General features: G+C 38.6%; 26 protein-coding genes, 1 tRNA gene and 3 pseudogenes. 27 read left to right on the top strand and 3 right to left on the bottom strand.

The window, feature by feature from the left end; genetic code table 11:
- Positions 1–35 precede the first annotated feature (35 nt).
- The 9 genes from NST58_RS20610 to NST58_RS20570 all read left to right on the top strand — a co-directional run bounded on the left by NST58_RS20610 (position 36) and on the right by NST58_RS20570 (position 10,145).
- A complete protein-coding gene (locus NST58_RS20610; protein ID WP_076190768.1) occupies positions 36–1,490 on the top strand; it encodes an extracellular solute-binding protein in 1,455 nt (484 codons plus the stop codon).
- 104 nt (positions 1,491–1,594) lie between these two features.
- Positions 1,595–2,497 carry a sugar ABC transporter permease gene (locus tag NST58_RS20605; protein ID WP_060622964.1) on the top strand — a complete coding sequence of 301 codons (903 nt, stop codon included), beginning with the start codon at positions 1,595–1,597 and terminating at the stop codon, positions 2,495–2,497.
- An 18-nt stretch (positions 2,498–2,515) separates the two neighbouring features.
- Positions 2,516–3,376, top strand: a complete 861-nt coding sequence (locus NST58_RS20600; protein WP_076127188.1) for a carbohydrate ABC transporter permease — start codon at positions 2,516–2,518, stop codon at positions 3,374–3,376.
- On the top strand, positions 3,376–4,596 hold the full coding sequence (locus NST58_RS20595; RefSeq protein ID WP_339244049.1) for an anhydro-N-acetylmuramic acid kinase: 1,221 nt from the start codon (positions 3,376–3,378) through the stop codon (positions 4,594–4,596). Before NST58_RS20600 ends, NST58_RS20595 begins: the two co-directional genes overlap by 1 nt.
- Complete coding sequence (locus tag NST58_RS20590; RefSeq protein WP_339244047.1) at positions 4,597–5,568, top strand: GNAT family N-acetyltransferase; 972 nt, start codon at positions 4,597–4,599, stop codon at positions 5,566–5,568.
- 2 nt (positions 5,569–5,570) lie between these two features.
- Positions 5,571–6,278 carry a PIG-L family deacetylase gene (locus NST58_RS20585; RefSeq protein WP_076106428.1) on the top strand — a complete coding sequence of 236 codons (708 nt, stop codon included), beginning with the start codon at positions 5,571–5,573 and terminating at the stop codon, positions 6,276–6,278.
- 98 nt (positions 6,279–6,376) lie between these two features.
- Positions 6,377–7,519: a DUF1343 domain-containing protein gene (locus NST58_RS20580; RefSeq protein ID WP_339244044.1), complete on the top strand. Its 1,143-nt coding sequence runs from the start codon at positions 6,377–6,379 to the stop codon at positions 7,517–7,519.
- Between the two features lie 17 nt (positions 7,520–7,536).
- Positions 7,537–9,099 carry a glycoside hydrolase family 3 protein gene (locus tag NST58_RS20575; RefSeq protein ID WP_339244042.1) on the top strand — a complete coding sequence of 521 codons (1,563 nt, stop codon included), beginning with the start codon at positions 7,537–7,539 and terminating at the stop codon, positions 9,097–9,099.
- 128 nt (positions 9,100–9,227) lie between these two features.
- Positions 9,228–10,145: a BadF/BadG/BcrA/BcrD ATPase family protein gene (locus NST58_RS20570; protein WP_339244040.1), complete on the top strand. Its 918-nt coding sequence runs from the start codon at positions 9,228–9,230 to the stop codon at positions 10,143–10,145.
- Between the two features lie 96 nt (positions 10,146–10,241).
- Here the strand turns inward: NST58_RS20570 and NST58_RS20565 are convergent, their stop codons facing one another.
- Complete coding sequence (locus NST58_RS20565; protein ID WP_339244038.1) at positions 10,242–11,450, bottom strand: GNAT family N-acetyltransferase; 1,209 nt, start codon at positions 11,448–11,450, stop codon at positions 10,242–10,244.
- Between the two features lie 339 nt (positions 11,451–11,789).
- Here NST58_RS20565 and NST58_RS20560 point away from each other — a divergent pair, with 339 nt between their 5' ends.
- The 3 genes and pseudogenes from NST58_RS20560 to NST58_RS20550 all read left to right on the top strand — a co-directional run bounded on the left by NST58_RS20560 (position 11,790) and on the right by NST58_RS20550 (position 13,025).
- Positions 11,790–12,107: a hypothetical protein gene (locus NST58_RS20560; protein ID WP_339244036.1), complete on the top strand. Its 318-nt coding sequence runs from the start codon at positions 11,790–11,792 to the stop codon at positions 12,105–12,107.
- Between the two features lie 90 nt (positions 12,108–12,197).
- Positions 12,198–12,566: pseudogene (locus tag NST58_RS20555) on the top strand (SIS domain-containing protein); the annotation flags it as partial.
- A gap of 114 nt (positions 12,567–12,680) precedes the next feature.
- On the top strand, positions 12,681–13,025 hold the full coding sequence (locus tag NST58_RS20550) for a GyrI-like domain-containing protein (RefSeq protein WP_254848986.1): 345 nt from the start codon (positions 12,681–12,683) through the stop codon (positions 13,023–13,025).
- A gap of 222 nt (positions 13,026–13,247) precedes the next feature.
- On the opposite strand, the gene NST58_RS20545 is transcribed toward NST58_RS20550, so the two are convergent.
- Positions 13,248–13,469: a helix-turn-helix transcriptional regulator gene (locus NST58_RS20545; RefSeq protein ID WP_076285355.1), complete on the bottom strand. Its 222-nt coding sequence runs from the start codon at positions 13,467–13,469 to the stop codon at positions 13,248–13,250.
- Positions 13,470–13,584: 115 nt separating this feature from the next.
- Between NST58_RS20545 and NST58_RS20540 the strand changes: the two genes are divergently transcribed.
- The 13 genes and pseudogenes from NST58_RS20540 to NST58_RS20480 all read left to right on the top strand — a co-directional run bounded on the left by NST58_RS20540 (position 13,585) and on the right by NST58_RS20480 (position 24,217).
- Entirely contained in the window at positions 13,585–13,875 is a 291-nt protein-coding gene (locus NST58_RS20540) for a DUF6809 family protein (RefSeq protein ID WP_254848985.1), read from the top strand.
- A gap of 423 nt (positions 13,876–14,298) precedes the next feature.
- A pseudogene (locus NST58_RS20535) lies at positions 14,299–14,736 on the top strand (recombinase family protein); the annotation flags it as partial.
- A 21-nt stretch (positions 14,737–14,757) separates the two neighbouring features.
- Entirely contained in the window at positions 14,758–15,279 is a 522-nt protein-coding gene (locus tag NST58_RS20530) for a recombinase family protein (protein ID WP_339244031.1), read from the top strand.
- Positions 15,280–15,636, top strand: a complete 357-nt coding sequence (locus tag NST58_RS20525) for a hypothetical protein (RefSeq protein ID WP_076306892.1) — start codon at positions 15,280–15,282, stop codon at positions 15,634–15,636.
- Positions 15,637–15,749: 113 nt separating this feature from the next.
- A complete protein-coding gene (locus NST58_RS20520; RefSeq protein ID WP_076306891.1) occupies positions 15,750–16,052 on the top strand; it encodes a hypothetical protein in 303 nt (100 codons plus the stop codon).
- Positions 16,053–16,242: 190 nt separating this feature from the next.
- The gene (locus NST58_RS20515) at positions 16,243–18,000 is read left to right on the top strand and encodes a GTPase (protein WP_076306890.1); all 1,758 of its coding nucleotides are present in this window, start codon (positions 16,243–16,245) and stop codon (positions 17,998–18,000) included.
- 187 nt (positions 18,001–18,187) lie between these two features.
- Positions 18,188–18,257 (top strand) — tRNA-Ala (locus tag NST58_RS20510).
- Positions 18,258–18,570: 313 nt separating this feature from the next.
- Positions 18,571–20,472 (top strand): AAA family ATPase, encoded by a 1,902-nt coding sequence (locus NST58_RS20505; protein ID WP_076306889.1) that lies wholly within the window; start codon positions 18,571–18,573, stop codon positions 20,470–20,472.
- A gap of 39 nt (positions 20,473–20,511) precedes the next feature.
- Positions 20,512–21,468 carry a restriction endonuclease gene (locus NST58_RS20500; RefSeq protein WP_339244022.1) on the top strand — a complete coding sequence of 319 codons (957 nt, stop codon included), beginning with the start codon at positions 20,512–20,514 and terminating at the stop codon, positions 21,466–21,468.
- 634 nt (positions 21,469–22,102) lie between these two features.
- Positions 22,103–22,495 (top strand): annotated as a pseudogene (locus tag NST58_RS20495) (DDE-type integrase/transposase/recombinase); the annotation flags it as partial.
- A gap of 10 nt (positions 22,496–22,505) precedes the next feature.
- Complete coding sequence (locus NST58_RS20490) at positions 22,506–22,757, top strand: IS3 family transposase (protein ID WP_339244019.1); 252 nt, start codon at positions 22,506–22,508, stop codon at positions 22,755–22,757.
- A 203-nt stretch (positions 22,758–22,960) separates the two neighbouring features.
- A complete protein-coding gene (locus tag NST58_RS20485) occupies positions 22,961–23,875 on the top strand; it encodes a hypothetical protein (RefSeq protein ID WP_076307480.1) in 915 nt (304 codons plus the stop codon).
- Between the two features lie 183 nt (positions 23,876–24,058).
- Positions 24,059–24,217 carry a hypothetical protein gene (locus tag NST58_RS20480; protein WP_175619035.1) on the top strand — a complete coding sequence of 53 codons (159 nt, stop codon included), beginning with the start codon at positions 24,059–24,061 and terminating at the stop codon, positions 24,215–24,217.
- On the opposite strand, the gene NST58_RS20475 is transcribed toward NST58_RS20480, so the two are convergent.
- A complete protein-coding gene (locus NST58_RS20475; protein WP_076307481.1) occupies positions 24,214–24,636 on the bottom strand; it encodes a hypothetical protein in 423 nt (140 codons plus the stop codon). The two genes, NST58_RS20480 and NST58_RS20475, sit on opposite strands and share 4 nt — an antisense overlap.
- A gap of 517 nt (positions 24,637–25,153) precedes the next feature.
- On the opposite strand from NST58_RS20475, the gene NST58_RS20470 reads away from it, so the two are divergent.
- Both NST58_RS20470 and NST58_RS20465 read left to right on the top strand, forming a co-directional pair.
- The gene (locus NST58_RS20470) at positions 25,154–26,227 is read left to right on the top strand and encodes a HEPN domain-containing protein (protein ID WP_076307483.1); all 1,074 of its coding nucleotides are present in this window, start codon (positions 25,154–25,156) and stop codon (positions 26,225–26,227) included.
- 154 nt (positions 26,228–26,381) lie between these two features.
- On the top strand, positions 26,382–26,915 hold the full coding sequence (locus NST58_RS20465; RefSeq protein WP_076307484.1) for a hypothetical protein: 534 nt from the start codon (positions 26,382–26,384) through the stop codon (positions 26,913–26,915).
- Positions 26,916–26,933: the final 18 nt, after the last annotated feature.

Below are 26,933 nucleotides of genomic sequence, written 5' to 3'. Positions count from 1 at the left end.
ATGGATGCTATTAATAATTGAGGAGGCTGTTTTCGATGAAAAAAAGATCACGTGGATTAACTCTGTTTTTGTCAGGAATCATGATGGTATCACTATTATCGGCTTGCGGAGGAAACGGAAATAACGCTACAACTTCTACAGATTCCGGTAATACAGGAACTAGTAACGGTGGTTCTGAGCCTAAAAAGGATACGATTACAGCACTTTTACCTCCGATATCAGCGAACTATCAAACACGTTTTGCTGATATGGAAAAAGAATTTAATACACTACATCCTAACTTGACTTTGAAAATCGAACCAGCGAGCTGGGAAGATATGACGCAAAAACTTGATACTCAAGTAAATGCAGGTTCTCCTCCAGATATTGCTTTTATCGGTGCTTCAGGAATTTCGAAATATGCAGCACTTAATGTACTAATCGACCTTAACGGTGCCCTTTCTGATGAAGCCAAGGCCGATTATGACGAAGTTCCATTGAAATATTTCCAACTAGGTGACGCTCAATACGGCCTACCAGCATATATGGAAATCCACACTATCGGTGGTAACAAACAATTCCTTGAAGAAGCCGGAATTGATTGGAAAAGCATTCAACAAAACGGTTGGACTTATGAAGAGTTCCGTAATGCAATTTCTAAAGGCGTAGTGAAAAATGATAAAGGTGAAACTACTCGTTATGGTTTCGTGTTCGCAACATCTGGTGTAGCATCTAAAGACTATCTAGCTATTCTTGCTAAAACTGCAGGTTTACCAGATTACTTCGATAAAGATCTTAAATATACGTATACAAGCAAAAACTTCTTGGGGCTACTTACATCTATTCGCGAAATGATCAACGATGGTTCTATGCCTAAAGAGCTAAGCTCTATCGATGCTGGCAAACGGTGGAACATGTTCCTAACGGGCCAAACGATGATCACAGGTAAAGGTTTATCTGCATTTGAAAACTCTGCTCGTCTAAACAATGAGAAGATTAAAGCGAACGATGGTTCAGCTGTTGCAGATTCTATTGAAGTTGATTATATTTCACTTCCAGTCCCAACATTCAACGGTGCCGATTATGTCCCTACTTCAATCGTTGATGGTTATATCGCACTTCGTGGTAAAAAAGCTCCATCTGAAGAGCACATCAAAAATATTGCCCTAGCAACGAATTTCTTGTCTTCTGGTTCAATTGCTGCTAACTACAGTAATGAACTGTTCTTATCACCAATTACTGAATCTGCACGTAATGCAGAAGTACTTGAAAAATTCCCTCGTAACGAAGATAACGTTGCTGCAGGTAAAGCTATGATGGCAAAAGCGCTTCCGGCTCGTACAGATATTCCTACTGATCTGGCTGCTGAAGCATTAAAAATTGAAACAGAAGTTATTATTCCTAAACTACAAGCCTTACTTGCAAATGAGATTGCTCCACAAGAAATGTATGATGCAGTTAAAGCAGCTGCAATTAAATCTTTCGGTAAAGATGGTATTGTAGTTGACTAGTCTGTCGTAGGCTGACATGTGAAAGCTGTGCGTAGCTAGAACGTACAGCTTTCCTTCTAAATTAGCTAGAGCTTGTACTGTTTTTAGAAGAGAGGTGCGACCCAATGAATCAAACGTTGACTAAAAGAAAAAAATTGAAGCTCGAAAGTGACTCAGGTTGGGGATACGCGTTTATCGCAGTAGCACTTATTGCGTTTTCTTTATTTACCGCATATCCAGTCATCAATGCTTTTATTATCAGCTTACAAAAATATGGTCCATTAGGATCCACTTTTGTCGGCATGGATAACTTCGTTAACTCGTTTTCAGATGAACTTTTCTGGAAAGCGCTGAAAAACACGTTAGTATATACGTTATTAACTGTTCCGTTTAATATTCTTCTGTCATTTTTAATTTCAATTTTGATTATTCCTTTCAAGAAAAAAACACAAACGATCTTTAAAGCACTATATTACTTGCCAGCCGTAGCATCTGGTGTAGCGCTTTCTGTTGTGTGGCTGTGGATCTTCGATCCTTTAAAATCAGGTATTGCCAATAAGCTCGTGAGTTTTTTAGGTATTGAAAATCAAAACTGGCTTGGTTCCAGTGCAACTGCAATGTTCTCACTTGTGTTAATGTCATGGTTATCAAGTCATGGTACAGCAATTATTATTTATATAGCCGCATTACTCGCTATTGATAACAGCTATTATGAAGCAGCTGAAATTGATGGCGCGTCTTTCCTGCAAAAGCTTTGGTTTATCGTTGTCCCTTTCCTTAAGCCAACAACGCTATTCCTACTTGTTACGGGTGTTATCGGTTCCTTCCAAGTATTCCAAAACGCTTATCTTATGACAGGCGGTGGACCAGACCATGCAACAACAATGGTAGGTTTGTTAATCTTTAACAATGCGTTCACATATTTTGAGTTTGGTGAGGCAGCGGCACAATCATTAGTTCTAGCAGCGATTATCGGATTTATCTCATTCCTTCAATTCAAGTTTATAGGTAAAGATGTAGAATACTAGGAAAAGGAGCAGAATACTATGGGTTTGTACAACAATAGCTTAAGAAGCAAAGGGTATCTGTTTATACGTAATGGTGCAAACATTACGTTCCTTATCCTATTCGCCGCAGCTACCATATTCCCGATATACTTTATGGTCATTTCCTCGTTCGGTGATCCGGTAGAAGCTGGTGCAATGAGCTATTCTATCCTACCAAAGAAGATTTCATTTGAATCTTATAAATTCTTTTTTAACTTTAGCCCACATACATGGGACTGGTTATTGAACTCTTTTATAGTGGCAGCGTGTATCACGGTATCTAACGTATTTTTTGCTACTCTTGCTGGATATGCTTTTGCAAAAATGAAATTTAAAGGGAAAAACATTTTGTTCGCTATTTTGCTGGGATCTATGATGATTCCTGTTCAAGTTACTCAGGTTCCACTATATATTTTGATCGTAAATATTTTTGAATTACAAAATACGTACACTGCGTTGATTATGCCGAGCATAGTAACGGTATACAATATCTTCTTGGTTAAGCAGTTCATGTCCTCCATTCCAGGTGAAATTATTGAATCTGCTAAAATCGAAGGTTGTTCCCAGCCTAAAATCTTCTGGTATATCATTATGCCTCTATCTAAAACAATTATGGCAGTACTAGCAATCCTAACGTTCATGGCGGCATGGAATGACTTTTTCTGGCCGTTCCTAGTAACGAATACGATGGATATGCAAACCATTCAGGTCGGCTTGAAAAACTTTCGCTTTGCGAATACAACTTACTTTGCACCGATGATGGCGGGGGCAACCATTTCAGCAGTTCCAATGTTTATTTTGTTCTTCAGTTTACAAAAATACTTCCTTGAAGGGGTAACAGTTGGAGCGGTGAAAGGTTAATGGACAAACAATCAAAAGTGGATGCAACATACTTTGTTGGCTTGATGTCAGGTACATCAGTAGATGGTATTGATGCAGCAGTAGTTAAGCTTTTCACATCAGCCGAAAAAGAGCATGGAGTAGAGATTGAATTACTGGCTTTTGAAAACACTCCTTTTGAGGTGCAAGTTAGAAACTCCATATTTGAGCTTTTTGATCCCGCTAGCGCTACGATTGATAAGGTTGGCGCAATGAATATGTGGCTTGGCGAATTATACGCCCAAGCCACATTATCCGTTATAGGGAAATGCGGCCTTTCGCCTTCGCAAATATTCGCAGTAGGATCGCATGGTCAAACAATCTATCATGCTCCGGAAGAGAATGTTATGGGCGGCTATAATCTGCATTGTACCGTTCAGATTGGGGATGGTGCAGTTATCGCCAATCGCACAGGGATTCCTTGCGTATCAGACTTTCGAGTTGCTGACATGGCAATGGGTGGACAAGGAGCTCCGTTAGTACCATTTACCGAATACTTATTGTTTAACAATCCAAAGAAAACACTTCTGATGCAAAATATTGGCGGAATAGGCAATGTGACTGTTTTGCCTGTAAATGCCTCACCGGATGAGGTATTTGCTTTTGATACGGGTCCTGGAAATATGATTATCGATGGCCTTGTATCGCAATTATTTATACCAATGACAATGGATGTTAATGGCGAAATTGGTGCGGGCGGTCAAGTGATTGATGAGCTATTGAAATGGATGCAGCAGGATAAATATTATACGATGCCGTTACCAAAATCGACAGGCAGAGAACGGTTTGGTCAACAATACGTGGCACAAATTATTGAAATGATGAAGGTTAATCACTGGAAAGCAGAAGATGTTGTTGCAACAGCTACGTACTTAACTGCCTGGAGCATCGTCGATAGCTATGAACGGTATATTGCACCGCAGCACCAGGCTGAGCAATTGTTAATTGGCGGCGGTGGAAGCTATAACAAGACGCTTTTGCGTGATTTGCAGCACTTATTTGCACCGCATAACGTGCAGGTGCTGACGCAGGAGGATATCGGTGGTAATAGTGATGCTAAGGAAGCAATTGCTTTTGCTCTGCTAGCGTATTACACGATGGAGCGCTTACCAAACAATATCCCGCTAGTAACTGGAGCTTCACAGCCAGTAGTAATGGGCAAAATTTCCTGGCCCTATATTGGACGTTCACAGGAGGCTTAAATGATGCAAATCAGATCCTTTTCAATTGAAGATCACTCTGCAGTTGTAGAGCTTTGGAATCGTGAGGCTACAAAATATGATTATAAGCCATTTACAGAGCGAGAGTTTCAAGATACATTCATCGACCATCCTTATTTTGACGCTGACTGTATATGGGTAGGCTGTGACGAAAAAGGGATTGTTGGTTTTGCAGCTGGCTGCTGCGGTGACGATCTCCCTCTTGGAGATGTGGCCGGTTATATTACGAGTGTTATTATAGATACCCATGTGGCTTCTCTGGAGCTTTACGATGCTTTTCTATTGCGTTTAGAAAAAAGATTCCAAGAACTTGGGAAAAGACAAGCGGATGTATTGTTTTTCAACCCTGTTAAGCTGAAGTGGAGTATACCAAGTGCACCTCAGCATGAGCATAATAATGCCCCGGGCATCAGTAAGGACCAGCCATTATATGAAGCTTTAATGGCTAGAGGCTACGAAGATCGAGCGACGCAATGCGGCATGTATTTAAAACTCGGAAGCTTTATAGTTCCCGAAGATATTTTAGATAAGGAAACCAATGCAAAAAGCAAGGACTATTACATTACGTCCTATGTCCCTGATTTACATACAGGGCTTGAAGCAACGCTTGCTGCCCTGCAAAATCCGCAGTGGAAGAAGGATATTGTTACTTATGTGAAGGTTGGCGCACCACTTGTAGTAGCTGTGTACGGCAACGAGGTTGTGGGCTTTGCAGGTCCAATTATTTCGCAGCCTGATGGAAGAGCATTTTTTTGCGGTATCGGAGTGCACCCAGAGCATGAGGGTCATGGTCTTGGCAGTGTATTATTTTTCCGAATGGTTGAAGCTTTTCAAAATGTGGGCTGTCAATATATCTCTCTATTCACTGGAAATAATAATCCGGCTCTTCGAATCTATCAAAAAGCGGGCTTTACTATTGAAAAACAATTTTCTATATTGCGGAGGGAACTTTAAAGATGAGCGAAAAATTCACAGTATTAGCAATTGGAGCGCATGTTGGTGATGTGGAGCTAGCTTCTGGTGGTGTACTCGCTAGTCATAGTTTAAAGGGAGATCGCATTGTGACATTAGCGTTAACTGCGGGTGAACGAGGGGTCCCGGCAGGACAGGATATGAAGGAATATCGTCAGCAAAAAGTGAAAGAGGCACAGGTTTTTGCGGATATGCTAGGTGGTGAAGCCATTGTATTCGATGATTATTGTGACGGAGAGTTGCCTGACAATCAAGAAATTCGTATGGAGGTTTGTGATGTAATTCGTCGCGTGAAGCCTAACATTATTATTACACACTGGAAAAACAGTATGCATAAGGACCATGCGCTAACGCATCATATCGTAAATGATGCCCGTTTCTTCGCAAGTCTATCATCCTTTGAACGAGCGCTCCCCGCGCACTTTGCAGCAAGATTATATTACTCCGAAAACTGGGAGGATGCGGTTGATTATGTCCCTTACGTATATGTGGATTTCGATCAAGCGGCATTTGATCTATGGATAGATGCTTTAAGCAAGCATTGGTTTGTGACGAATAGCAAATCTTTCAAATACATGGATTACTATAAAGCACTAGCAGTTGTTCGCGGCTGTGAAGCAAGAAAGACATATGCAGAAGCATTTATGGTGCCTGCTGAAACGGTGAAGGTTAGGCAGTCTAGTCTTTGGTAACTATTCAACTAGCTAAGAGGGAGTGTTTCTATGTATAGCAGGAAACATTCCCTTGTTCTATTCATTTATGCGAAAAAGCAGCTAGGAGGCAGCTTCATATGGTGTTAAATGGGATTGATTCTATAACGAATTATCGTTATTTGTTCGAAGGTAAGCGCGTAGGATTGATTACAGCGCCGACAGGTCTTACGAAGGATTTTGCATCAACGATTACTATATTACATGAAAATTTTAATCTTGCTGCGATGTTTTCACCTGAGCATGGCGTTCGCGGAGATTTGGATGCAGGGGCAGTAGTAGACACTTACATGGATCCTTTTACGAATGTTCCAGTCTATAGCTTGTACCGTAAAGACTCCAAGCGTTTAACAAAAGAAATGCTGAATGAAGTAGACATCATTGTATACGATATTCAAGATGTTGGTGTACGCTATTACACATTTATTTATACGATGCTGTATGCACTTGAAGATTGTGCAAATGCAGGTGTAGAATTTGTTGTTCTTGATCGTGTTAATCCGCTTAACGGGGTAACGGTAGAAGGGAATGTCTTGAAGCCCGACTTCAAATCATTTGTTGGAAATTACGATCTAGCCGTACGATACGGCTTAACAGCAGGTGAGGTAGCAACGATGGCAAATGATCAAATGAATTGGAATGCATCGCTGCATGTCGTTCGTTTGGAAGGCTGGGAACGGAGCATGTCCTTCCCGGATACAGGATTAACTTGGGTTCATCCTTCACTTGGAATACCACGATATGAAACGGCGTTATTATATACAGGAACATGTTTATTTGAAGGCACAAACTGCTCCGAAGGACGTGGAACAACGTTCCCTTTTGAAATGATTGGTGCTCCGTTCATTCAAGCGCAGCAATTGGCAGATGAGATGAATGCAAAAGGTATCCCAGGTGTGTTTTTTCGTCCAGTTCATTTCAAGCCAACGTCATCTAAACATTGTGGCGAGCTATGCGGCGGGGTACAAATTCACATTACAGATCTCCAAGTGCTGAGGCCTTTAGAAGTTGGGGTAACCTTATTATTTGCGATAAGAGATTTGTACGAGCAATTTTCATTCCTGCCTCCTGTGAAGGAGGGCTCTCGTCCATTTATCGATTTGCTGGGGGGAGACAACATGTATCGTACGGACAATATGCAAGCCAAGCAGCTGCTTGAACAGTTTGCAGCGGAAAGCAAGCAATTTGCAGAAATAACACAGCAGTATCATTTATATCGCTAGAGGAAGGTGAATAATTGATGAGAACAATAGAACATATGAGCTTGCGCGAAAAGATTGGACAAATGTTCGTAACAGGCTTCCCTTCAACCGAGATCACTCCTGAGCTGAAGGAAGTTATTGAGCATTATAAAGTCGGCAATATTATTTTATTCTCACATAATATCGACAATAAATATCAATTAGGCGAGCTTGTTACTGAGCTGCAGCAATGGTACACGACACATACTGGTATCCCGGGTTTTATTACGATCGACCAAGAAGGCGGTCGAGTCACTCGTATGCCTAAAGACGCGACCAATGTTGCTGGAGCCATGGCAATTGCTTCTTCAGGACGACCTGAAAATGCGTATGCAGCAGGCAGAATGACTGCCAGAGAATTGAAAGCATTAGGTATTAATTTTAATCTAGCTCCAGTTATGGACGTTAACAATAATACATTGAATCCAGTCATAAATGTTCGTTCCTATGGTGATACTGTTGCAACAGTATCCCAGTATGGAATTCAAATGATGAAGGGATTGCTCGATGGAGGCGTCATGTCCTCACTTAAGCATTTTCCAGGGCATGGTGATACAAATGTCGATTCACATATTGGCTTGCCTACCATTGAAAAAACACTTGAGGAATTAGAGCAGCTTGAGCTGCTGCCGTTTAAGGCCGCAATTGAGCAAGGCGCTCAAGCGATTATGAGTGCACATATTTTATTTCCGAAAATTGAAAAATCTGGTGTGCCCGGAACTATGTCTCATACCATTATTACAGAGATATTAAAAGGAAAATTAGGATATAAAGGGTTAGTTGTATCGGATTGTTTAGAAATGGACGCGATCAAACGATACTATGGTACGGCAAAAGGAGCGTTAGGAGCTGTTAAAGCAGGTATTGATTTGGTATTCATTAGTCATACTCCTGAGACAGTGAAGGAAGCGATTCATTTGATCGAAGAAGCTGTAGCCACCGGTGATTTGGATGAAGCGCTAATTGATGCAGCTGTTACAAAAATTTTAGCTTATAAAGCACAATATGCGACGATTGAGGAGCTGGATTATGAACTAGTTGGCTGCGATGTACATCGCCGAGCAAATGAGCTAATGCGTACGGAAACGATCTGCCTCATTAAAGGTGAGCTCCAGCCCATTCATACCGGTGACGAGCAAGTGTTATTTATGGGTTCCTATTCATACCGCACCGATCTTGCGTCCAGCAGCTTGAATCAAGCTCTTAGCTTTCCGCAATATATGGGGGAGCATTTCAATACAGCTTATGAGATTATCGACATTAACCCGAGCGAGGAGCAAATCAACGCTGCGCTGCCAAAGGTTCAAGGCTACAAGCATATTGTTATCGGCTTGTTCAATGCGCGTGAAAACAAAGGTCAGCTTGCGCTTGTTCAGAAGCTGCTGGCAGCAGGCTGCAAAGTAACGGCCATTACATTAGGTCGCCCGTATGACTTACCGTTAATCGAAGGCGAGTTCTGCGGAATTGCGGCATTTGAGTATACACTTGATGCATTCAAATCACTCCTTCCAATCCTAAATGGTGAGGTTGTACCCACCGCCAAGATTACGATACAGATGTAGATAAGCATAAACGCCTTCGGCGTCCTTTCAAGGACGGCAAGCGTTTCTGCGAGAAATATAAGGATAATATATCGCGTGAAACATATAAATTCTTATCTTTGAAAAAAGTACAACAAGGGGACATAGGTATGGCATTTATCGTTGGAATTGATGGGGGTGGCACGAAAACAGCTGTCACCATTACGCATGACCAGGAAGACTCTTTATTCACCTTTACTGTAGGGCCTATTAATTATAACGGTGGTGATGCTGATGCTATTGCCGCCTCCTTTGAGGAAATTTTTAGTCAAACGAAGCTCTACTGCGGTAATTTACAAGAAGTTGCTCATATATGTATAGGTGCGGCAGGAATAAGTAATCCGCTGGTCATCAATTTTTTGGAGCAGCATGTGAGAAATAACGGTTATATCGGGCCATTAACGATTACAGGCGATCAAGAAACCGCATTATACGGGGCACAAAATGCGATGCAAGGCATCATTCTCATTGCCGGTACAGGATCGATTTGCTTCGGGGTGAATGAAAAAGGAGAGCAGCATCGCACAGGAGGCTTTGGTCATTTGATTGATGACGAGGGAAGCGGTTATAGCATTGGGCGCGATCTATTATCCGCATTAGTTCAAGTGGAGGACGGAAGAATAACCGATACGGTCATCCCAGCGATGGTATATGAGCAGCTTGGCTTAAGCACTGTGAAAGAGATTATTGGCTTTGTTTATGATAAAAATACGACGAAAAAAGATATTGCGCAGCTCGCACCGATTATGACGACCGCATGCGAGAAGGGCGATGCACATGCAATAGCGTTAGCGGAGAAATGTGCAGCCAATCTATATGAACTTGTTGTGCCTGTTATTGAACGGCTTAAGCTATATGAAAGTCCGATTGCGATTGCAGGAAGTGTGCTGCAAAAGTCTCGCTTTGTGAAAGAAGCCTTGGAGCGAAAGCTCGCACAGAGCTACCCGCAAACAAAGCTGATTTTGCCGATTAAGGATGCAGCCTACGGTGCTGTCCTGTTAGGAAGATCAAAAATGAACAACGACTAGTTTTTATCGCTATGGAAAAATAAGGGTGTGTCATAAGTCCGAGCAGTTGGACTTGCGACACACCCTTATTTTAAAATGGTAGGAATCAAAAATGGCTTAAAATTTATCGGTCAAATAAAACACGGCTTGTTGTTTCGGAAATAGAGCTTGAAGGATGTTAGCGTCCTCCGTACTGTCCTTTGCTGCGCCTGCTTCATTATAGCCGAACATGATATAAGTCATTAGCTCGCGTTCATCTACTTCTATTGAAGTATAGGGATTGGTATGATTACTAGCATCGGAAACAGAAAGCTGCTTTTGCTTATAATCCAAGTAGATACAGTCCTCATTGCTGCGAAGTGCAATATGCAGCTCCTGGCCTGCAATTAGGTTGCTACGGTTTAGGCGATCTTCTAATTCAGGCTGAAGCTTATGGAAAGTTGAACTGAGATTGATCATTTTCCACATCGCCATATTGATTTGAATTGAATTTGCTTGATGCTGTTGGTAATAGGAATATAGCTTATGGTCCTCTGGGAGCATCGCTAATATTTGCTTTGCATTTTGGCGCAGCTGACATAAGGCATGAAACAAAGCTTCAACACCGTTTTCGGCTTCGTTCAAATACAATAATTCATTAATAAATACTTGTTCAGTATCTTTCTTTTCAATGATGCCATAAGCGACGATTTTTCCATTTCTGCGAAGGAGCAAGCAGTCAACTTTCTTCCATTCCGGCCAGGTCAATAAATCATTCCAATACGTTTTACTTCGGATCACGGTGTAGGTACGATTCTTATTAAATTGTTCATAGATGAAACGGATATCATCGAGATAACAGGCTTCAAAAGGAATGATTTCATCACTGCTTTGCTGCTGCTCCAAACTTGCTGGTTTTTCAATTGCGAAAGCAGTCTCGGGAATAAGTCTCCAGCCAGCTTTTTCATAAAACGCATGCTTACTAGCCAAAAGCAAGCTTATATCATAATCGGTTTCTTTCATATAGTTGGTCTGCGCATGAAGAATTTTGTGTGCAAGCCCCAGCCCGCGGTAATTTAGATCTGTACCGACACTCCCCATTGCACCCGTTTTCAAGATCGCTTGACCGACTCTAATATGAAACGGAAAAATTTGTACATTAGATGCAATCTTATCGTCAACCATCGCAAACCATGTTGTATCTGGATCATATGTGGTGTCTAGGTCTAATCTTTCTTGGAAATAAGCTCGGCCTACGGAAAAGCATTCATCTAAAATATCGTAAATATTTTCAAGCTGCTCTCTAGTTGGATGGTTCATTACGATGATGTTTGGTGTCGTCGTCATCTTCATTTCCTCCTGCGCCGTAATGTTGGGATAAATTTAATAAATGAAAAAAACGATTTTTTGGAATTTAATTTCTTATTTATAGTTTAATATTGAAAGAAAAATTCGTCAATAAAAGGAACGTGTGGAATCATAGAAGTGATACAAAATTTAGATTGCTCAATATAGTCTAAATGAGGATTAGGAAAATAGCGACTTCGGCTGAGCAATTACAAGCACAAAGCGCACAAATGAAGGCGCAGCTTAAAAAGAAGAATGATAAACCGTTCAAGAACTTTTTGCGAAAAATCGTAAATATTTTCATACCAATGATTCCTGCATTTGTTGGAGCGGGTTTAATTGCGGGGAAGTATGATTTCGCAAATTGAGCTAGACTTAAATGAATTGCCAGAATCAGAGAAAAAAGTAGCGGAGTACATTCTTGTAAATGCTAAAGAAGTGCTGCATATGACCATACATGAGTTAGCGACAAAAGCGGAGGCAAGCAGTGCGGCGGTTGTTCGTTTTTGTCGGTCGCTTGGAATAGAGGGCTTTCCAGCGCTGAAAATCCGTTTATCCGCGGAGGTAGAGAACACGCCGCATGTTAGATACTTTGATGTTGAATCGAATGAAACGTTGATTCCATCATTGATAAATTGCTGTCGAACACCATACTGACCTTTCAGAATACGGCCAGTTAACTCGACGCGCAGTCTATTGAGCAGGCAGAGGTTATTTATGTTTATGGGGTAAGGCAAAAATGTATATGCGATTTCAGATCGTCATTTATTGGCGGGAGCCGTGGCTATGAAATCAGAAAATGCCGTCTTCTGGGGGATTTCGTATAGCGGTGAAACGAGAGAGGTTATTCAATTATTAAAACGAGCTAAGGAACAGGGGATAAAAACAATCAGCCTCACTCGTCCTGGTAATAACAAGCTCTCTCAGCTTGCCGATGTTTCTTTATTTACATCACGTGCGCCGGAAGCGCAGCTTCGTAGTGCGGCAACAAGCTCAAGATTTGCGCAATTATTTGTGCTCGATATTGTCTTTAGCGCATATGCATCTGCTCAGCATGATTTTACTGTGGATCAGCTAGCGAAGACAAGAAAAATGATTGGAATTTTGAATGATTAAATTGCGATAAGAAGCTTCTACCAGAGTATGGTGGAAGCTTTTTTATTGTAAAGTGCTTTAAGCAGATCGAACTATTCTACCACTTAATAGTATAATCAAATAGTATTCCTTATTTTGAATGGAGGAGATTTTCTGGAAGCTAAAGTAGTAACATTATCCCCTTTTCATGTTGTAGGTTACAAAATTGAAGCGGATATTAATGAGTTTGAGTCTGGTCTTGGTAAGAACATTTATGATTCGCTATTTGAAAGAAAAGACGAAATTCAAGACAAGAAAAATGAGAATGTAATCTTAATACAGATTTATCCTATGGAGCCCGATTTTAATCCTCAGGTCGACAGGTTTACACATATTCTTTGTTATGAAGTAAGTAAACAAGGTGATGTTCCGTTAGATATGATAAGTCATGCTGTCGCTGAGAGTAAGTATGTTACTTACACACATCAGGGACTTGAATAGGAACTTAGTCGTTCATATGACTATGTATATGGACAATGGATTAGAGAAACTGGAAATGAACCAAAGGATTATGATTTTGAAATTTGGGATGAAAGATATAAACCAGAAAGTCTAGAGAATGAGATTGATTTGTTTGTTGCATTGAAGTAATTATTTATGCTTTAGCCTAGACGTGAACAAGCTCTTGTGAATATCACAGAAGCTTGTTTGTGTTGCGGATTATTATTTTTTGCTGGGATTGCGCTTAGGGTTATCTGTCTGACCTAAAATATAGTCGATGCTTACTTTATGGAAATTAGCTAGCGTAATTAAAACGGCGCTCGGAACATCCAAATTTCCATTCTCGTAGCGGGAGTAGGTGGCTTGTGTAATATGTAAAAGTTCAGCCATTTGTTGCTGTGTCAGATCTTTATCTTCGCGTAAGTCGCGGATTCTTGTGTACAATGCTCATCACCCAAGCCAAGTTTACTTTATGCGAAAATTGCATATTGTTATTTATGCGATTTTCGCATAAAATTTATATGTATTAGGAGTATTAGTTGCAAAAGGAGGCATGAGGGTGATCATTTTGGAGGATTTTTATTATGGAAGATTGAGTCCGAATGAGGTAATTAAGCCAAGTGATCCGGAATTGCAGAAGATTAATCAGAAAATCATTAATTTTTTGGAGATGCTCAAAGAGAGGTTATCCGAAGAAGATTTTGATCAAGTCGAAAAGCTATTAGATTTACAGAGTGACTCAAGCTCTTTGCATTCAGCATTATCTTTTATCCAAGGTTATAAAATAAGAGCATTAATGATGATTGATGTATTTAGTGGTGATAAAGATTCTATTTATGATGGCATATAATAAGTCAGTAAAGGAACCGGGGCGAAGTAAATATGCGTCGGTTCTTTTATTTCATGGCAAATAAGAATAGGATTTCAAGCAGAAATATCCGTGGAAGCAATCAGGTTAGACTGGAAGGTGAACAAACGATCCCAGAATAGCTTTAAAGTGAAAATGAGCAGTCAAGCATTGAGCATCAGGTAGAAGAAATTCAAATTCATGAAGAGATAGGGCAAGAACAAACTCAACAAGATGAGCGAGTCTCAATTAAGAAAGAATCAACTTCAACTGAAATAGTCAACGAGAATTCAGAGGAAAACCATTTATTAAGGATAAATTTGAAGATGTTCTCTCGAAGCATAATGATACCCTTCTTGCCTTGGTCGAGAATCGAAATTGGACCTATAGGTTATATGAAAAAGTGGCCTCTAGGGAAAGAGAGAATCCCGGAAAGAAATGCAGAAGTTACTTCGGCATGTTGAAGACCAGCTCTATGATGGAGTAGTGGTTATGGTTATTGATCGTTTGGGTCGGGGAGAAAACAAGGATTGGGCACTGATTAAAGATACATTCTTAAACTCAGAAACAGTCATTATCACACCAAACAAAATATACGATCTGAAAATAGAAAATGACGATGTATCATTTGACTTCATGTCCATTTTTGCCAGAATAGAATACAAAACGATTAAGCGAAGAATGAAGCAGGGCAAAGAGGCTGGAGCGAAGAAAGGCATGTGGACAAATGGAAAGCCACCGTTTCCATATTATTATGATAAACACACAAGGTTGGTACTGGTGGATGAAACGAAGAATCCGATTTATCGAGCTATTGTTGAAAAGTATTTGAATGGAACAAAACTTGGCCATATCGTAATTTGATTGACGGATAATAAGATACCCATGCCATACAACATTAAGCCGGATGGAAAGAACAAGGGCTGGTCAAATATTAAAGTTCAACGGTTGCTGGCAAGCGAAATCCATTTGGGTTACATTTCTTATGGAAAAACCCGCTCCAAGCGTGGTCAGGTGGAGCTAGTACCCGAAGAAGAGCGGATTAAAGTCATGGGAACACATGAAAAGCTGAAAACCCCGGAAGAACATGAAGCGATTATGGAACGGCTGCTTAACAAGAGAATGCTGAATCCGAATTGGAGGAAGAGCATTTTTCCGTTGTCCGGCTTGTTGTATTGTGAAAAGTGCGGTTCACGGATGAGATTCCGAGTAGGAGAGAATAAGAAGCAGGGGCAGCATTGGAGCGCATTGTGCTATCACCAATACAAAGACGGCAGCAAATGTGAGCAGCGCGGCAAAGTAATGGATGCTGATTTTTTCAATGTTCTGTATGATCGGATTATCCATGTTGATCCAAACATTTTGCGGGAGATTGAAATGCATGGCAGTCGGTATAATGATACGTAGGTGATCATCGAGGTTAAAGCGCAGGAATTGAAGAAGCAGAAGCGAGCGTTGGACAAGCTGCATGAATCTTATGAAGAGGACATGATAACGAAGCAAGTGTTTTTAGAGCGAAAGGCTGTTCGTTCAAGGCACATACAGAAGCTGGAGGAAGAGTTGAAGGATTTGCGGAAGGTTGTAGTAGATGAGGGAAATTATCCGACTGTGGAGCAGATATATGAACGGGTAGGGCAGTTTAGGGAGCTATGGAGTGAAGCGGTGACAAGTGAGGAGAAGAATCGGGCATTGAAGAAGCTGGTGGAGCGGATTGTGTATGATCGGGAAGGGAATCGGGTGGAGTTGACGGTTTGTTATAAATAAGAGTGAGAACCATTGGTGGTTATTTCAACTGTCTCACACATGTGGAGTGCTGTGTGTCGCTGGTTAGGAAATAACAATTAAGAGTCGCATTTACCTACTTAAAAGCCCAAACGTTGCATGCGTTCAGGCGTTTATATTTTGATAAGCAAGTTGAGCAAGCTAGACGCGAGGTTGAAGCCAAACGGATTGAGTGGAAGGAACTAGAGACATTGCAGCAGCACATCTCTAACTGGCGCAAGGTGTTTTATCAGGCTACAGTCCAGCAAAAGAAAATGATGCTCCGTACGTTCATTGATGGTATTGAGTTCCGCAGAGATGGAATAAAGATTCACTTCAAGTTACGAATCAGTCAGTTCACTGGTACGATGGGTGTCGAGGTGGACGGTCTAGTGGATTCAGATAAAGTGCTTGAGTAAGGTATATAGAACTAGATTAAAATGAGGCTCCTGCCGCTTGCGGGAGTCTTTTGTTCTGTAAAATTTGGGTATATTTTGTGGATTTTTGATTGAAGAACGGATATGATTAATACTGTGGTAGAAGGATGTTCTTTGGTTCGCATTTATATATCCTAAATTAGAACGTGTAACAAAAATCGGAGGAGATATTATGGGGAAAGCTATCGAATTAGCTGTTTTAGGAAGATCAAATGCGGGTAAATCAACGTTCATATCAGTTCTATTAGCTGATAGAGACTTAGGGAATAGCTTACATCAAAATAATGATAAAGGAAAAACTAAATTAAACGCTAAATATTGTTTATATAAAGAGTGTATTAATACCTCGTTTGAAATTAAAAAAAACGAAAAATTGCTAGATTATTATTTAAAATCTGAATCGAATATTGATGAACATGAAGTACAAAAAATGGGAGCAGCTTTAAAAAGAATTGAAAAAAATCTTGCTGATATAATACCAGAAGTGAAAAGCTTGCATGAAAGTAGTCTAACTGATTTACCAAATAAATTTAATGAAATTGTAAAAAAATATATAGATGAACTGAGTCAACTAAAACTAGTAGAGGTTTTAGCCTTATCTGAACAATCTCCTCATTTGCGAGACTTAATAGAACTAATTATTGTGCATACACAAGCATCCGATATTGCAAAGCGAATTATTGATGAAAATAAGCTGGACTATATTTCTATTATTGATACTAAAGGGTTTGGTGATGCAACTTCGTTAATTGACTATGAACTCCCGAAAGCAGATGCGATTATATTTATGATATCAGACAAGTACATTGATTCTGATTATAAAGATATGGAATCTGCAATTACTGATCAAGTAAAGAAAATACCAACTATATTATGTGCAAGGGGACAAAAATTAAGAATAAATGAAATAAATGAAATAAATGAAAGTGACAACATTGTTAGTTTCTTTAATGAAAATTATGCTGATGCTTTTTCAGAGGAAACGACTCCAGCGGCAAATCTCAAAAAGTATTTAAATGAAACAGGAATTATTCAAACTAAAACTAATTCAGATAAATCTATGATGGAACTATACCTCTTAGATGAAGACGTTTTCAGGACATTGCCTCATATTTTAAGAGAGAATGAAAAATCAGGGAAAGATATTGTTACAGAACGTATGTGTAATAATTCCAAAGATATTTATTGCAAAATTGTTGAAGATATAATACAACGAGCTGTTTATGCAAAAATTAAAGAGGATGAGTCCGTTCAAGGCTTAATCGAAAAAATGACTAATGAAAAGACAAATATGGAAATTATAAATTATATATTGTCAAAATGTAATAAATATGTTATGCAAGCAAGTGTTTCACCAGTAGTTAATGATAAAAACTTGCAAAGAGTATATTTCGACAAGACAGTTCAAAGTGTTTCAAAGTTCATTGATACTGTTCATCGATATATACATGGTCCACAAGGTGGTACAACGGGGTACTATGCATACAACTATGATAGATTAGCAATTTCCAGCTATGTTTGTCTCGAAAAATGTTTTGAAGACCTTCAGCGTGATGGAATTCCCAATTTGGATTTCGCTCAAATCGAGCTTATTATAAGGAAAGTTCGTAGAGATATTTGTAGGTATGGTAAATTAGCAGGATATCAAGAAGGTTATACAGCGTATATTGATTATGATAAACTGTGTTTAGCATATGATGAAGAATCAGATAAAGCTGGTCCTTGGAATGGTAATTTTTATAAATGGGAGTATGCTTATCAAAATGTTAGAAATGAAATAAACAATAACACTATTTTTAGTATAGATTTAAATAAGGCTCAACACGCTGCATCTATATATTACGGTGTCATAAATAGAACAGTATCAAATGCAGTTAATGGCTTGCTTAGTACTATGCCTCAAGAGATTAATGAATTTATAATTAATTGACACAATCGTATATTAAATCGCTTTCCCCGGAGCTTGCTACGGGAGACTTCGACAAGGTTTCCATGCTGTTATTCAACCGACTATGACGGATTCAGTTGAAAATCTGTTTATGGGTGTGTAAATGACTATCCGTGGGAGCACACCATGTAGCATTAACACACCTAGCAAAATGAAGCATTAAATATGTGGGGAATTAGCTCAGCAAGGAGAGCGCTTGCATGGCAAGCAAGCGGTCAGCGGTTTGTTAGTCCCCACCATACTTAAACCATCAGAACGGTAGAGATGCCGTTTTTTGTTTTGATAATCTTTTACGTAGCCTATACATGTTGAATGTGAAGTGTTGCTTATCAGGAAATAACTTTTTGAAGCCACATTTACCTATGATACAAAGCTCAGGCGCTGTTGGCGCCTGAGCTTTAATTTTTGGACCCCACAGTGATTACTGGGACGAATTGTGCAGAATGAGGCTATGAAGCTCTTTTTTTAGTTCCATATTCCTATCTCTTAAGGAGGATTTTGGGATTTCTTGGCGAACTATAGACATACAAAGGCGAAGAGGTGGAACTAACTATGCGGTTGCACAAATTGGAGATTGAGGGGTTCAGGAGACATACAGATTCAAATGTACTATTCTCAGACGCAACTTTTCTCATTGGAGAAAATAACGTAGGCAAAAGCTCAGTACTTGCAGCGCTTAACATACTTTTGAATGATGTGAAAAGAATTTCTGATGATGAGTTTTTCTCTTATATGGATGGAGAATTGACTAGACGTGGATCAGACAAGATAGTATTAACTGCTGAGTTTAGGGACGTGCCGGAAGAGGTCAAGCAATGGATCGGTTTTAAAGGAAGAGTATTACAGTATAATAAAGACGATGGAGAGATCGGACTAAGAGTGATTTATAGGAAGACGTTTACTCCCGGTAGAGATTGTGCTGTCGAATTGCGTCAGCAGGTGAAAAAAGTAAAAACACAGTTTGAAAATTGCAGCACAGTTGGCCAGTACATAGATGCGGGGCTTGATTTAACTCCTATAGAAACAAAAATCTCTGAAGTAGATCGTGACAAGAAATTGACTGCAAAAGTTAAAACTATTATTGAAGAAGTTGAAGAGTTGTATGAGTATGACGAAGAGGTTGAAGAGTGGTTTAAAAATCCAGGAGGCATTCCTGCAAACGTGTTGATTAAGCTTCCAAAGTTCTTATTGATTCCTGCTCAGGATAAGGCAGAAGAACTTTCAGGTAATTCAGGCGCGTTAGTTTCCACTCTAGTTGAACTATTTAATGATGTAAGAGACTCATCGAATAATTATAAACAAGCCCAGTTATTTTTGAATCAGCTTGCGGAGGAGCTTGATCCCACTAATGCCCAGAGTGAGTTTGGGCAAATGATGACGGAATTAAATGGTGTTATGAAAGAAGTTTTCCCTAATACTGGGTTAAAAGCGCTTACTAATCTTGCAGATGCGGATAAGGTAATAAAACCACAGTTTACTATTTCCATGTTCAGTAACATCAATACACCTGTAAATTTACAAGGCACAGGAATGATTCGATCCGCTGTTTTTGCCCTACTAAGGTATCGGAATATGCGGAATAATAGAAAAACCGCTGGACAAGAGCATAGACCTTTAATCATAGGTTTCGAAGAACCTGAAATATATTTGCATCCCAATGCCGCGAAGCAGATGAGGGATACAATATACGAGTTGGCAGGAACTCATAACAATCAAATTGTTTGCACAACTCATTCTCCTTATATGATCGATTTGAGTAAAAAACCTTTGCAGATTTTAAATTCTCTATCTAGAGAAAATGACGAGTACACAAGCGATAATCGTCAGATTAAAATAGAGAGATTAAGATGTAATGCGTTTAACGCCAGTGAGGAGTTCCTGAGGCTTCAAAAAGACGATAAAACATACGTTAAAATGCTGTTGAAGTTAGATGATCATATATCGAGAGTATTTTTTTCTAAGCATGTGTTGGTGGTTGAGGGAGATACCGAGGATATCGTGCTTAGGGAAACTCTAAGTCGAATGCCTGAGGTAGTAAGGAAGGATATAGAGTGTAATTGGCAAATTGTTAAGGCAAGGGGAAAAGCGACGATAATAGCTCTTGTAAAGTACTTAAGGGCTATGGGGATCAATCCAATCGTTATTCATGATAAAGATGAAGGAAAGGAACGGGCGGAAGTATTTAACGATCCGATTCTTGAAGTCGTGGGTGATGAAAATAGGAGAATAATGCTTTCGAATTGTATAGAGGATGTACTTGGCTACACTCCTCCATCTAGTGAAAAGCCTTATAAAGCATTTGCTCACATTAGCACAAATTGGACTAATGAGTGGGACTCAGTAGCTCCTATGTGGAGATTAATAGTAACTGATGTTTTTAGAGAGTCATTTAATTTGTTACCAAAAAAACATGAGACTGTAGATGCTAAGGTAGCAGCTGCGGAGGCTGAATAAGTGATGTATGTTATCGTTTAATGATTGGAGTTAAAATATATGTATTATACAGATAATTACAATACATTCGATGAATGGTTAGATCTAGTTCTTTGTGGCAAGGAGCAAGTATATCCTTCTTTAAGAATTCCTTATAATGAATGGGTTGAGGAACTTATTGAGGGAATTGAAAATAAGTCGACTGACTATGTTAAGGATTTATTAAGGTGTTTGCTATGCCCTATTACTCGAGGAAGTGACGTATCAGATTACAAAACTTTTTTGCTTTTGAAGGATTCAGACAATGAAGCTCACAGGGACTTTGCGAAAGATATGTTCCATAGTGAGAGATATAAAAGACTTGAAAATGGACAGTATGTCTGGGAAGGTTTGACGTGGATTTTAGAATTATTGCCACATAGTCCTTACAAAGCAATTAGGGCACTTGAAAGCTATATCTATTCACAGCCGAACCTGCTAGATGACAGAATTTATGGGGTTGACCAGAGTATTCAAATAATAGTGGCTAAGTTTATTCATTTTGAAAATTCGTTAGAGCATTTGACTAAATTGAAGTCTGTAGAGTTTGAATGGTTAATTGAGAATTTATATGAGAGTATGGGCTATGAAACGGTATGGACAACCGCAACTCGTGATGGAGGCAAGGATGTCATTGCAAAAATTGAAAGGACAGATGGCGAAGAACAAGTATATGTTGAATGCAAGCTGTATAAAACTACCAAGCTGGATTTAACGACCGTTAGAGCATTTCGAGATGTTATCCTCGAAAATAAAGTAAACAGGGGAGTGATATTCTGTACAGGTTATGTAAATGATAACATCAGAAATTTCGACAAGAGAATTCAAATATGGACGTTTGAAGATATTAGTGTTCTCTTTAATGCTCATTTAGGCAGTGACTGGGTATATAGATTGGATATTCTTATCGCAAATAAGAGAAAGAAGTATGGAAAGCAACAGCAATCCATTAGTAAACACTCAACACATGAGAAGTAATATTACTTATTGCTATGAGAGTTTTTGCAGCTAGAATAAAAAGTGGACAGTAGTTAACAGACTGGCGATAATGAGTCCACGGAGGTGTATTCACATGGGAGAACATCGACAACGGTATAACGAAGAGTTTAAAAAACAGACAGTGCAGTTCATTCAAGAGTAAACAAAGACAGTGGGCGACTTGGCGGAAGAGCTCAACATCCCAAAAAGTACCCTGCATCAATGGATGAGCCAGTATCGAGAACTAAAGAATGAACCGGCAGCTAGCGTGGATCGAGTACGGGAACTCTAGGCACAGTTGAAAGAAATGAGCCGTCAACTTCAAGAAAAAGATAACAAGATTGCCGATGTGGAAGAGGAATTAGCGATCGTAAAAAAAGCAGTGCGCATCTTCAGCAAACCAAGGAACTGAGATTCCAGTTTATTGAAAAACATCGCTCCGAGTTTCTCTTGGAGAAGATGTGCATGACCCTACATGTGTCACGGAGCGGGTACTACAAGTGGCGGACAGAAAAAACCAGTATGCATATGCTTCGTAAGGCTGCGATAATGAAGCGATTCAGTATCATTTTGCAGACCATCAAAAGCGGTATGGGAGTCCGAAGATCACCCGCCTGTTACATCAGAAGGTTATACCGTTACCGAACGCACGGTGAGTGTGTACATGCGACATATGAAGCTTCGCTCCATTGTCTCCAAAACGTATCGCGTACAGACCACCGACTCCAATCATGACCATCCGATTGCCCCGAATACGCTGAACCAGCAATTTAAAATACTCAAACCCAATTCAGTATGGGTTACCGACATTACATACATTCCTTGCCGGGGAGGGCGCTTGTACCTGGCTAGTGTGATGGACCTTTGCACGCGCGAAATCGTGGGGTGGCGCTTGGAGAACCATATGGAAACTAGCTTGATTTCGGGTGCCTTACAAGATGCTTACGAAGCTAAACAACCTGAAAAGGGTCTATTACATCACTCCGATAGAGGTTCTCAATATACTTCTCATGAATACACGAAGTAGTTGAAAGCGTATGTATGGCATGGAGTCCAGCATGAGCCGCAGAGGTAACTGTTATGATAACGCCTGCATCGAGTCGTGGCACAGCATTTTGAAAAAGGAGCTCATTTATTGTAATCCGCGATTCAAAACTAAGGAGCAAGCCTACCAGACACTTTTTCAATATATTGAGTTTTACTATAACCGCAAGCGAATGCATGGCGCGCTGGGTTATCTTTCTCCAGTTCGTTTTGCTGAGCAATTGACTAGAATGTCTGTTGCGTGACTGTCCACTTTCTTGACAGAGGTCCATTTAATGGGATTTTGCCGATGTTAACAGCAAAAGTATCGTTTTACTAGAGAATTTATACTTTAATTTAGATATACCTATTGAGACTTTCTTGATATCTATGAACGTGATTTCACTTGGTAGTGTTGTAGGAATGAATAATAGAAAGATAGCAGTTTGAAAAAGGAAGTGAAAACATCATGAGGGTTTTTGTGTGTGAAGAACTGATTAATGATCTTAGAGTCAACTTTGAGAAAATTAAAGATATGTTCGGGCAAATGAATAAACAAAACTATGAGGCTTTTTTTGTTTACTCATTTGCCCTATTTGAAAGCAGTATCTGTGAGGTTTTGAGGCGAATACTCGCTGCCTTCCCAGAGAAGTTATCAGATGAAAAGCAACCAAAGCTCAAATATTCAGATATACTGAATAATATCTATTCATCAAATTACATTCTTTATAGTATCATCGATGCTGAAATAAAATCTATTTCAAAAGGAGATGCAGTCGCGCTATTACAAAAAATGCAAAAACTTATATCGATTGAACTGTCATTTAATAAAAATGTTATAGATGAGGTATCTAAATATAGGAACAAACTTGCACATGATAATACAGTTTCAAAAAGGGAATATATTTTAGGTTCGGGAAGTCGAAATAACGATAGTTTTTCGCTTGAGAAAGCGAAGACTCTTATAGACGTCCTAATGAATGTGTTATCTGATTTGGAACTGTCTTTAAAAATTAAGTACCAAAAATATACAAAGTACAAACTTATAAAAGATTTGTGGGAAGAGATATTTGAGACTCCATTATTAAAATTTGAAGACTGTATAGAAATAAGAAAAAGTACAATGGATAGAAAAATGGATGTTGTTGGTTTGAATTTTGAGCATCTTAAAAGAGCGACACAATCTATATCTTCAGGTGAAAAGTTTTTTTTAGCGTTCTTGCTACATCAGTACTCTAGTAGTATAAATGATCAATTCTTTAAGTTTAGAGATATACCAGGTTTAGTTTCAGTAACTTCAAAAAAAAATATAAACAAAATTTTGCACGTTTTTGATATTTACCCAAACCTATTTAATGGAGTGCACATAGATGGTGCTACTTGAAGACAAAATTGACAGATGGCACATGTGGAGATTTGTGAGTTGTTGGTTAGGAAGCAGTGCTTAATGAACGCATTTACTTGCCTGAACAGCAAAACTTCCCGAAGCTTCTAAAGTTTGGGCTATATTTGTTAGTATAATCCTAAAGTAATTAAATGAGCGTAAGATTCAGTCCAGCAAAAGAAAATGATACTGCTCACGATTCTTGGCGGTATCGAGATTCAAAGAGATGGAGTTAAGGTACATTTCAAACTGCGGATTAGTCAGTTCATCGGCACGATGGGGGTAGAAGTTGGCGGTTTGGTAGGTTCGAATAAGGTTCTTGAGGGAGGTGTACAGAACTAGATTGAGATGAGGCTCCTGCCTGAAGGTGGGGGTCTTTCTTTTGTCGAAACTGGGGATAATTTCTGGATTTCCCAAAAGGAATAGGATATTATGACTATATAGCTTTTAAAGGAATATACAGAGTGTGGTGCTTCTATAAATATGAATTTTCTATTCTTTTCTTTAAGAAATCCCCCTAACATAGCACGAAATTGTGACAAGTATTCCTCGGGATTCTGTGAATAATTATCAGCTACATAAAGCGGACTTTTCATATTCCACATTTCATCAAAGCGAATATATATTTGTGGTAAGATTCTTACAATCCCCGAAAATAAAAAACCTAATCGAAATGGTACGAGTATTGTATCTAATTCTTTTTCGGGAACCACCGCGCCAAAGATCTGAATAACTGGGTTACGAACATTTTGTACATTCAAATAACATCTTCGTCCTGGACCATTGTTATTACGATTAATTGATAAAAACGAATTTCTAAATGCTCGCAATTCATACGGTGAAAAAACTCATTTGCTTTATTAGAGACATATCCATGAGGCAGTTTCGTAATGCTGCCCAATCCTGCGAGAATAAAGTGCTCTTGTGTTGAATGTTTCAAATCTTTTGCACTATTAGTGAAATAAATATATCTGTTCATAGTTACTCCATTTTATTTTGGAAATAACACTTTCTGATTACTTTTATCTAAAATTTTCCAGAATACAATATTCTCTCTAAGATATCCGATGATAATTTATCACGCTCATTTGTCTCAAACTATTATTTAACTAACATTTAGGAATAACGTTGGTTATATTCTTCAATTTTCTAATATGATAAGATTAAAGTCTCACTGCTAGACTTTCAGTCCCTGTTTGTTCGTTTATTTAATTGTATTCTGTAAATTTACGAAGTTTATGAATATTACATTATCGGAAATTAGAAAGGAGCATATTTATGAAATGGTATGCGCGTTTAGCTTTTTTCTTAGGTGAATATTCTGTCTTGGAAAAACAAACAGAGAAAGAGCTTTTTAGAAATGGAGAGGCAAGTTGTAAGGTGAAAGTTCAACATACTAAAAGAATTGGTTCAGAAAATAGTACGGAACAAAATCAAGACATTGATGTAGATGTGATGGTGATTTTTAGTTATGGTCCTTTTGTTACCGAAAGAATTGCGGTGGAAGAAGGCAAAAAGCTACTTTTTTCTGTTAGAAAATCATTTGTTAAAAATTGGATCCCTATAAGTATCTTCAACGAATTTGGAGTTCTTGATAGTGAGCATGACTATTTTGATAATGGTGGTCTGACAACTGAGGGAAAAGAAAATTCAGCGCTTATCCACCCCGAATTAGAGGGTTATGTGATAGAAAATGGAGTCCTAGGGCTTAAAATTTATCAGTTAGAAGAGGATATTTCTAAAGTGAAATTCTTTCATCAGTCTGCTGAAGTATGGTGTAAAACAGAATTCCCAAAAATTGAATTAAGTGATGTCGAGATTAATAGCAAGTTAAAAATAGCGTACTCTTTATTAAATTCTAGCCTGGCTATTAATGATTTAAGAACAAGTTTTATATTAAAAGTAAGCGCTGTTGAAGCGTTAGTTTCAGATCCTTCCTATCAAGAAAAGATTTATTGCGATGCTATTGATCAAATTATGAAGTTGATTAAAATTGAAAACATCCCTCTAAACGAATTGAATTCAAGCAATAAAGATGAAAATGAAAAAATTATACATCGATTAAAAAGTTCTATTGGAAGTTTGAAGAAAAAAACAATTGCAGAGAAATGTAATGATTTGATTGAAAAATGTGATTTGGTTAAAAATTACTACTCAAAAGACGCTACAATCTTCTTTAAAGATTGTTATCAAATAAGAAGCAATTTCGTCCACACAGGAAAAATAAATAAAACAGATGAAATAGAAGAGGCAATTAACATTTTGAAAAAGAAAACTGGTGTACTACATGAATTAGTAATTGATATATTAGAGAACTTTGAACAAATGGAAAAGAAAACAAACATCAGATAAACATAATATTCAGCTGCGCTCTTTACGCAGCTCTGGTCTGATGATGGATTTCAAAGAAGGATTTCAGCAGACATAACCAACTACGTCGGTCGTCATGAACACAGAAACGTTATAAGAAATCAATGTGAAATACATTTAGAAAGGATCTTTAATAATGAGTAACATTATTAGTTCTGAGGATGAATTTACAAGTGAAATGATTGATATTACTGATAAATATGAAATCCAATATGAAAAGTTTATTAGTGAAACAAGTGCTGAAAATTATTTTCAAATAATTTTACGCGCTCATTTATACATAGAACATGAACTACAGTCTATGGTTAATGGCAACATAAAATATCCAGAGTTACTGGGAAATAGATTAACATTTTCAGATAAAATGAGATTAGTATTTGCAATAGGTTTGTGGCCGATTGAGGATATGGACTTAATAAGTAAGATAAATAAATTAAGAAATAAGTTTGCCCACAATCGTGAATTTCAATTAAGTGTAGATGACGTGAATTCTCTTATAAGTTCATTAAGTACTCGTCAGCTAAGACAATATAAAATTTTAAATAAGGACAATGAAGATTTATCAACAACATTAAGGAATATATTATTTACAGTGTGGTCAGACTTGATCTCATACAATATTATTCCTAAACATATTAAGGATTATGTAGGTATAAAAGATTTTGAGTAATTTCTTCGAAGACATCGA

Source organism: Paenibacillus sp. FSL R10-2796, from assembly GCF_037965315.1.
Taxonomy (GTDB): domain Bacteria; phylum Bacillota; class Bacilli; order Paenibacillales; family Paenibacillaceae; genus Paenibacillus_AQ; species Paenibacillus_AQ odorifer.
The sequence above is the reverse complement of the archived record's forward strand: the minus strand, read 5'-3'. Positions and strand labels throughout refer to the sequence as shown.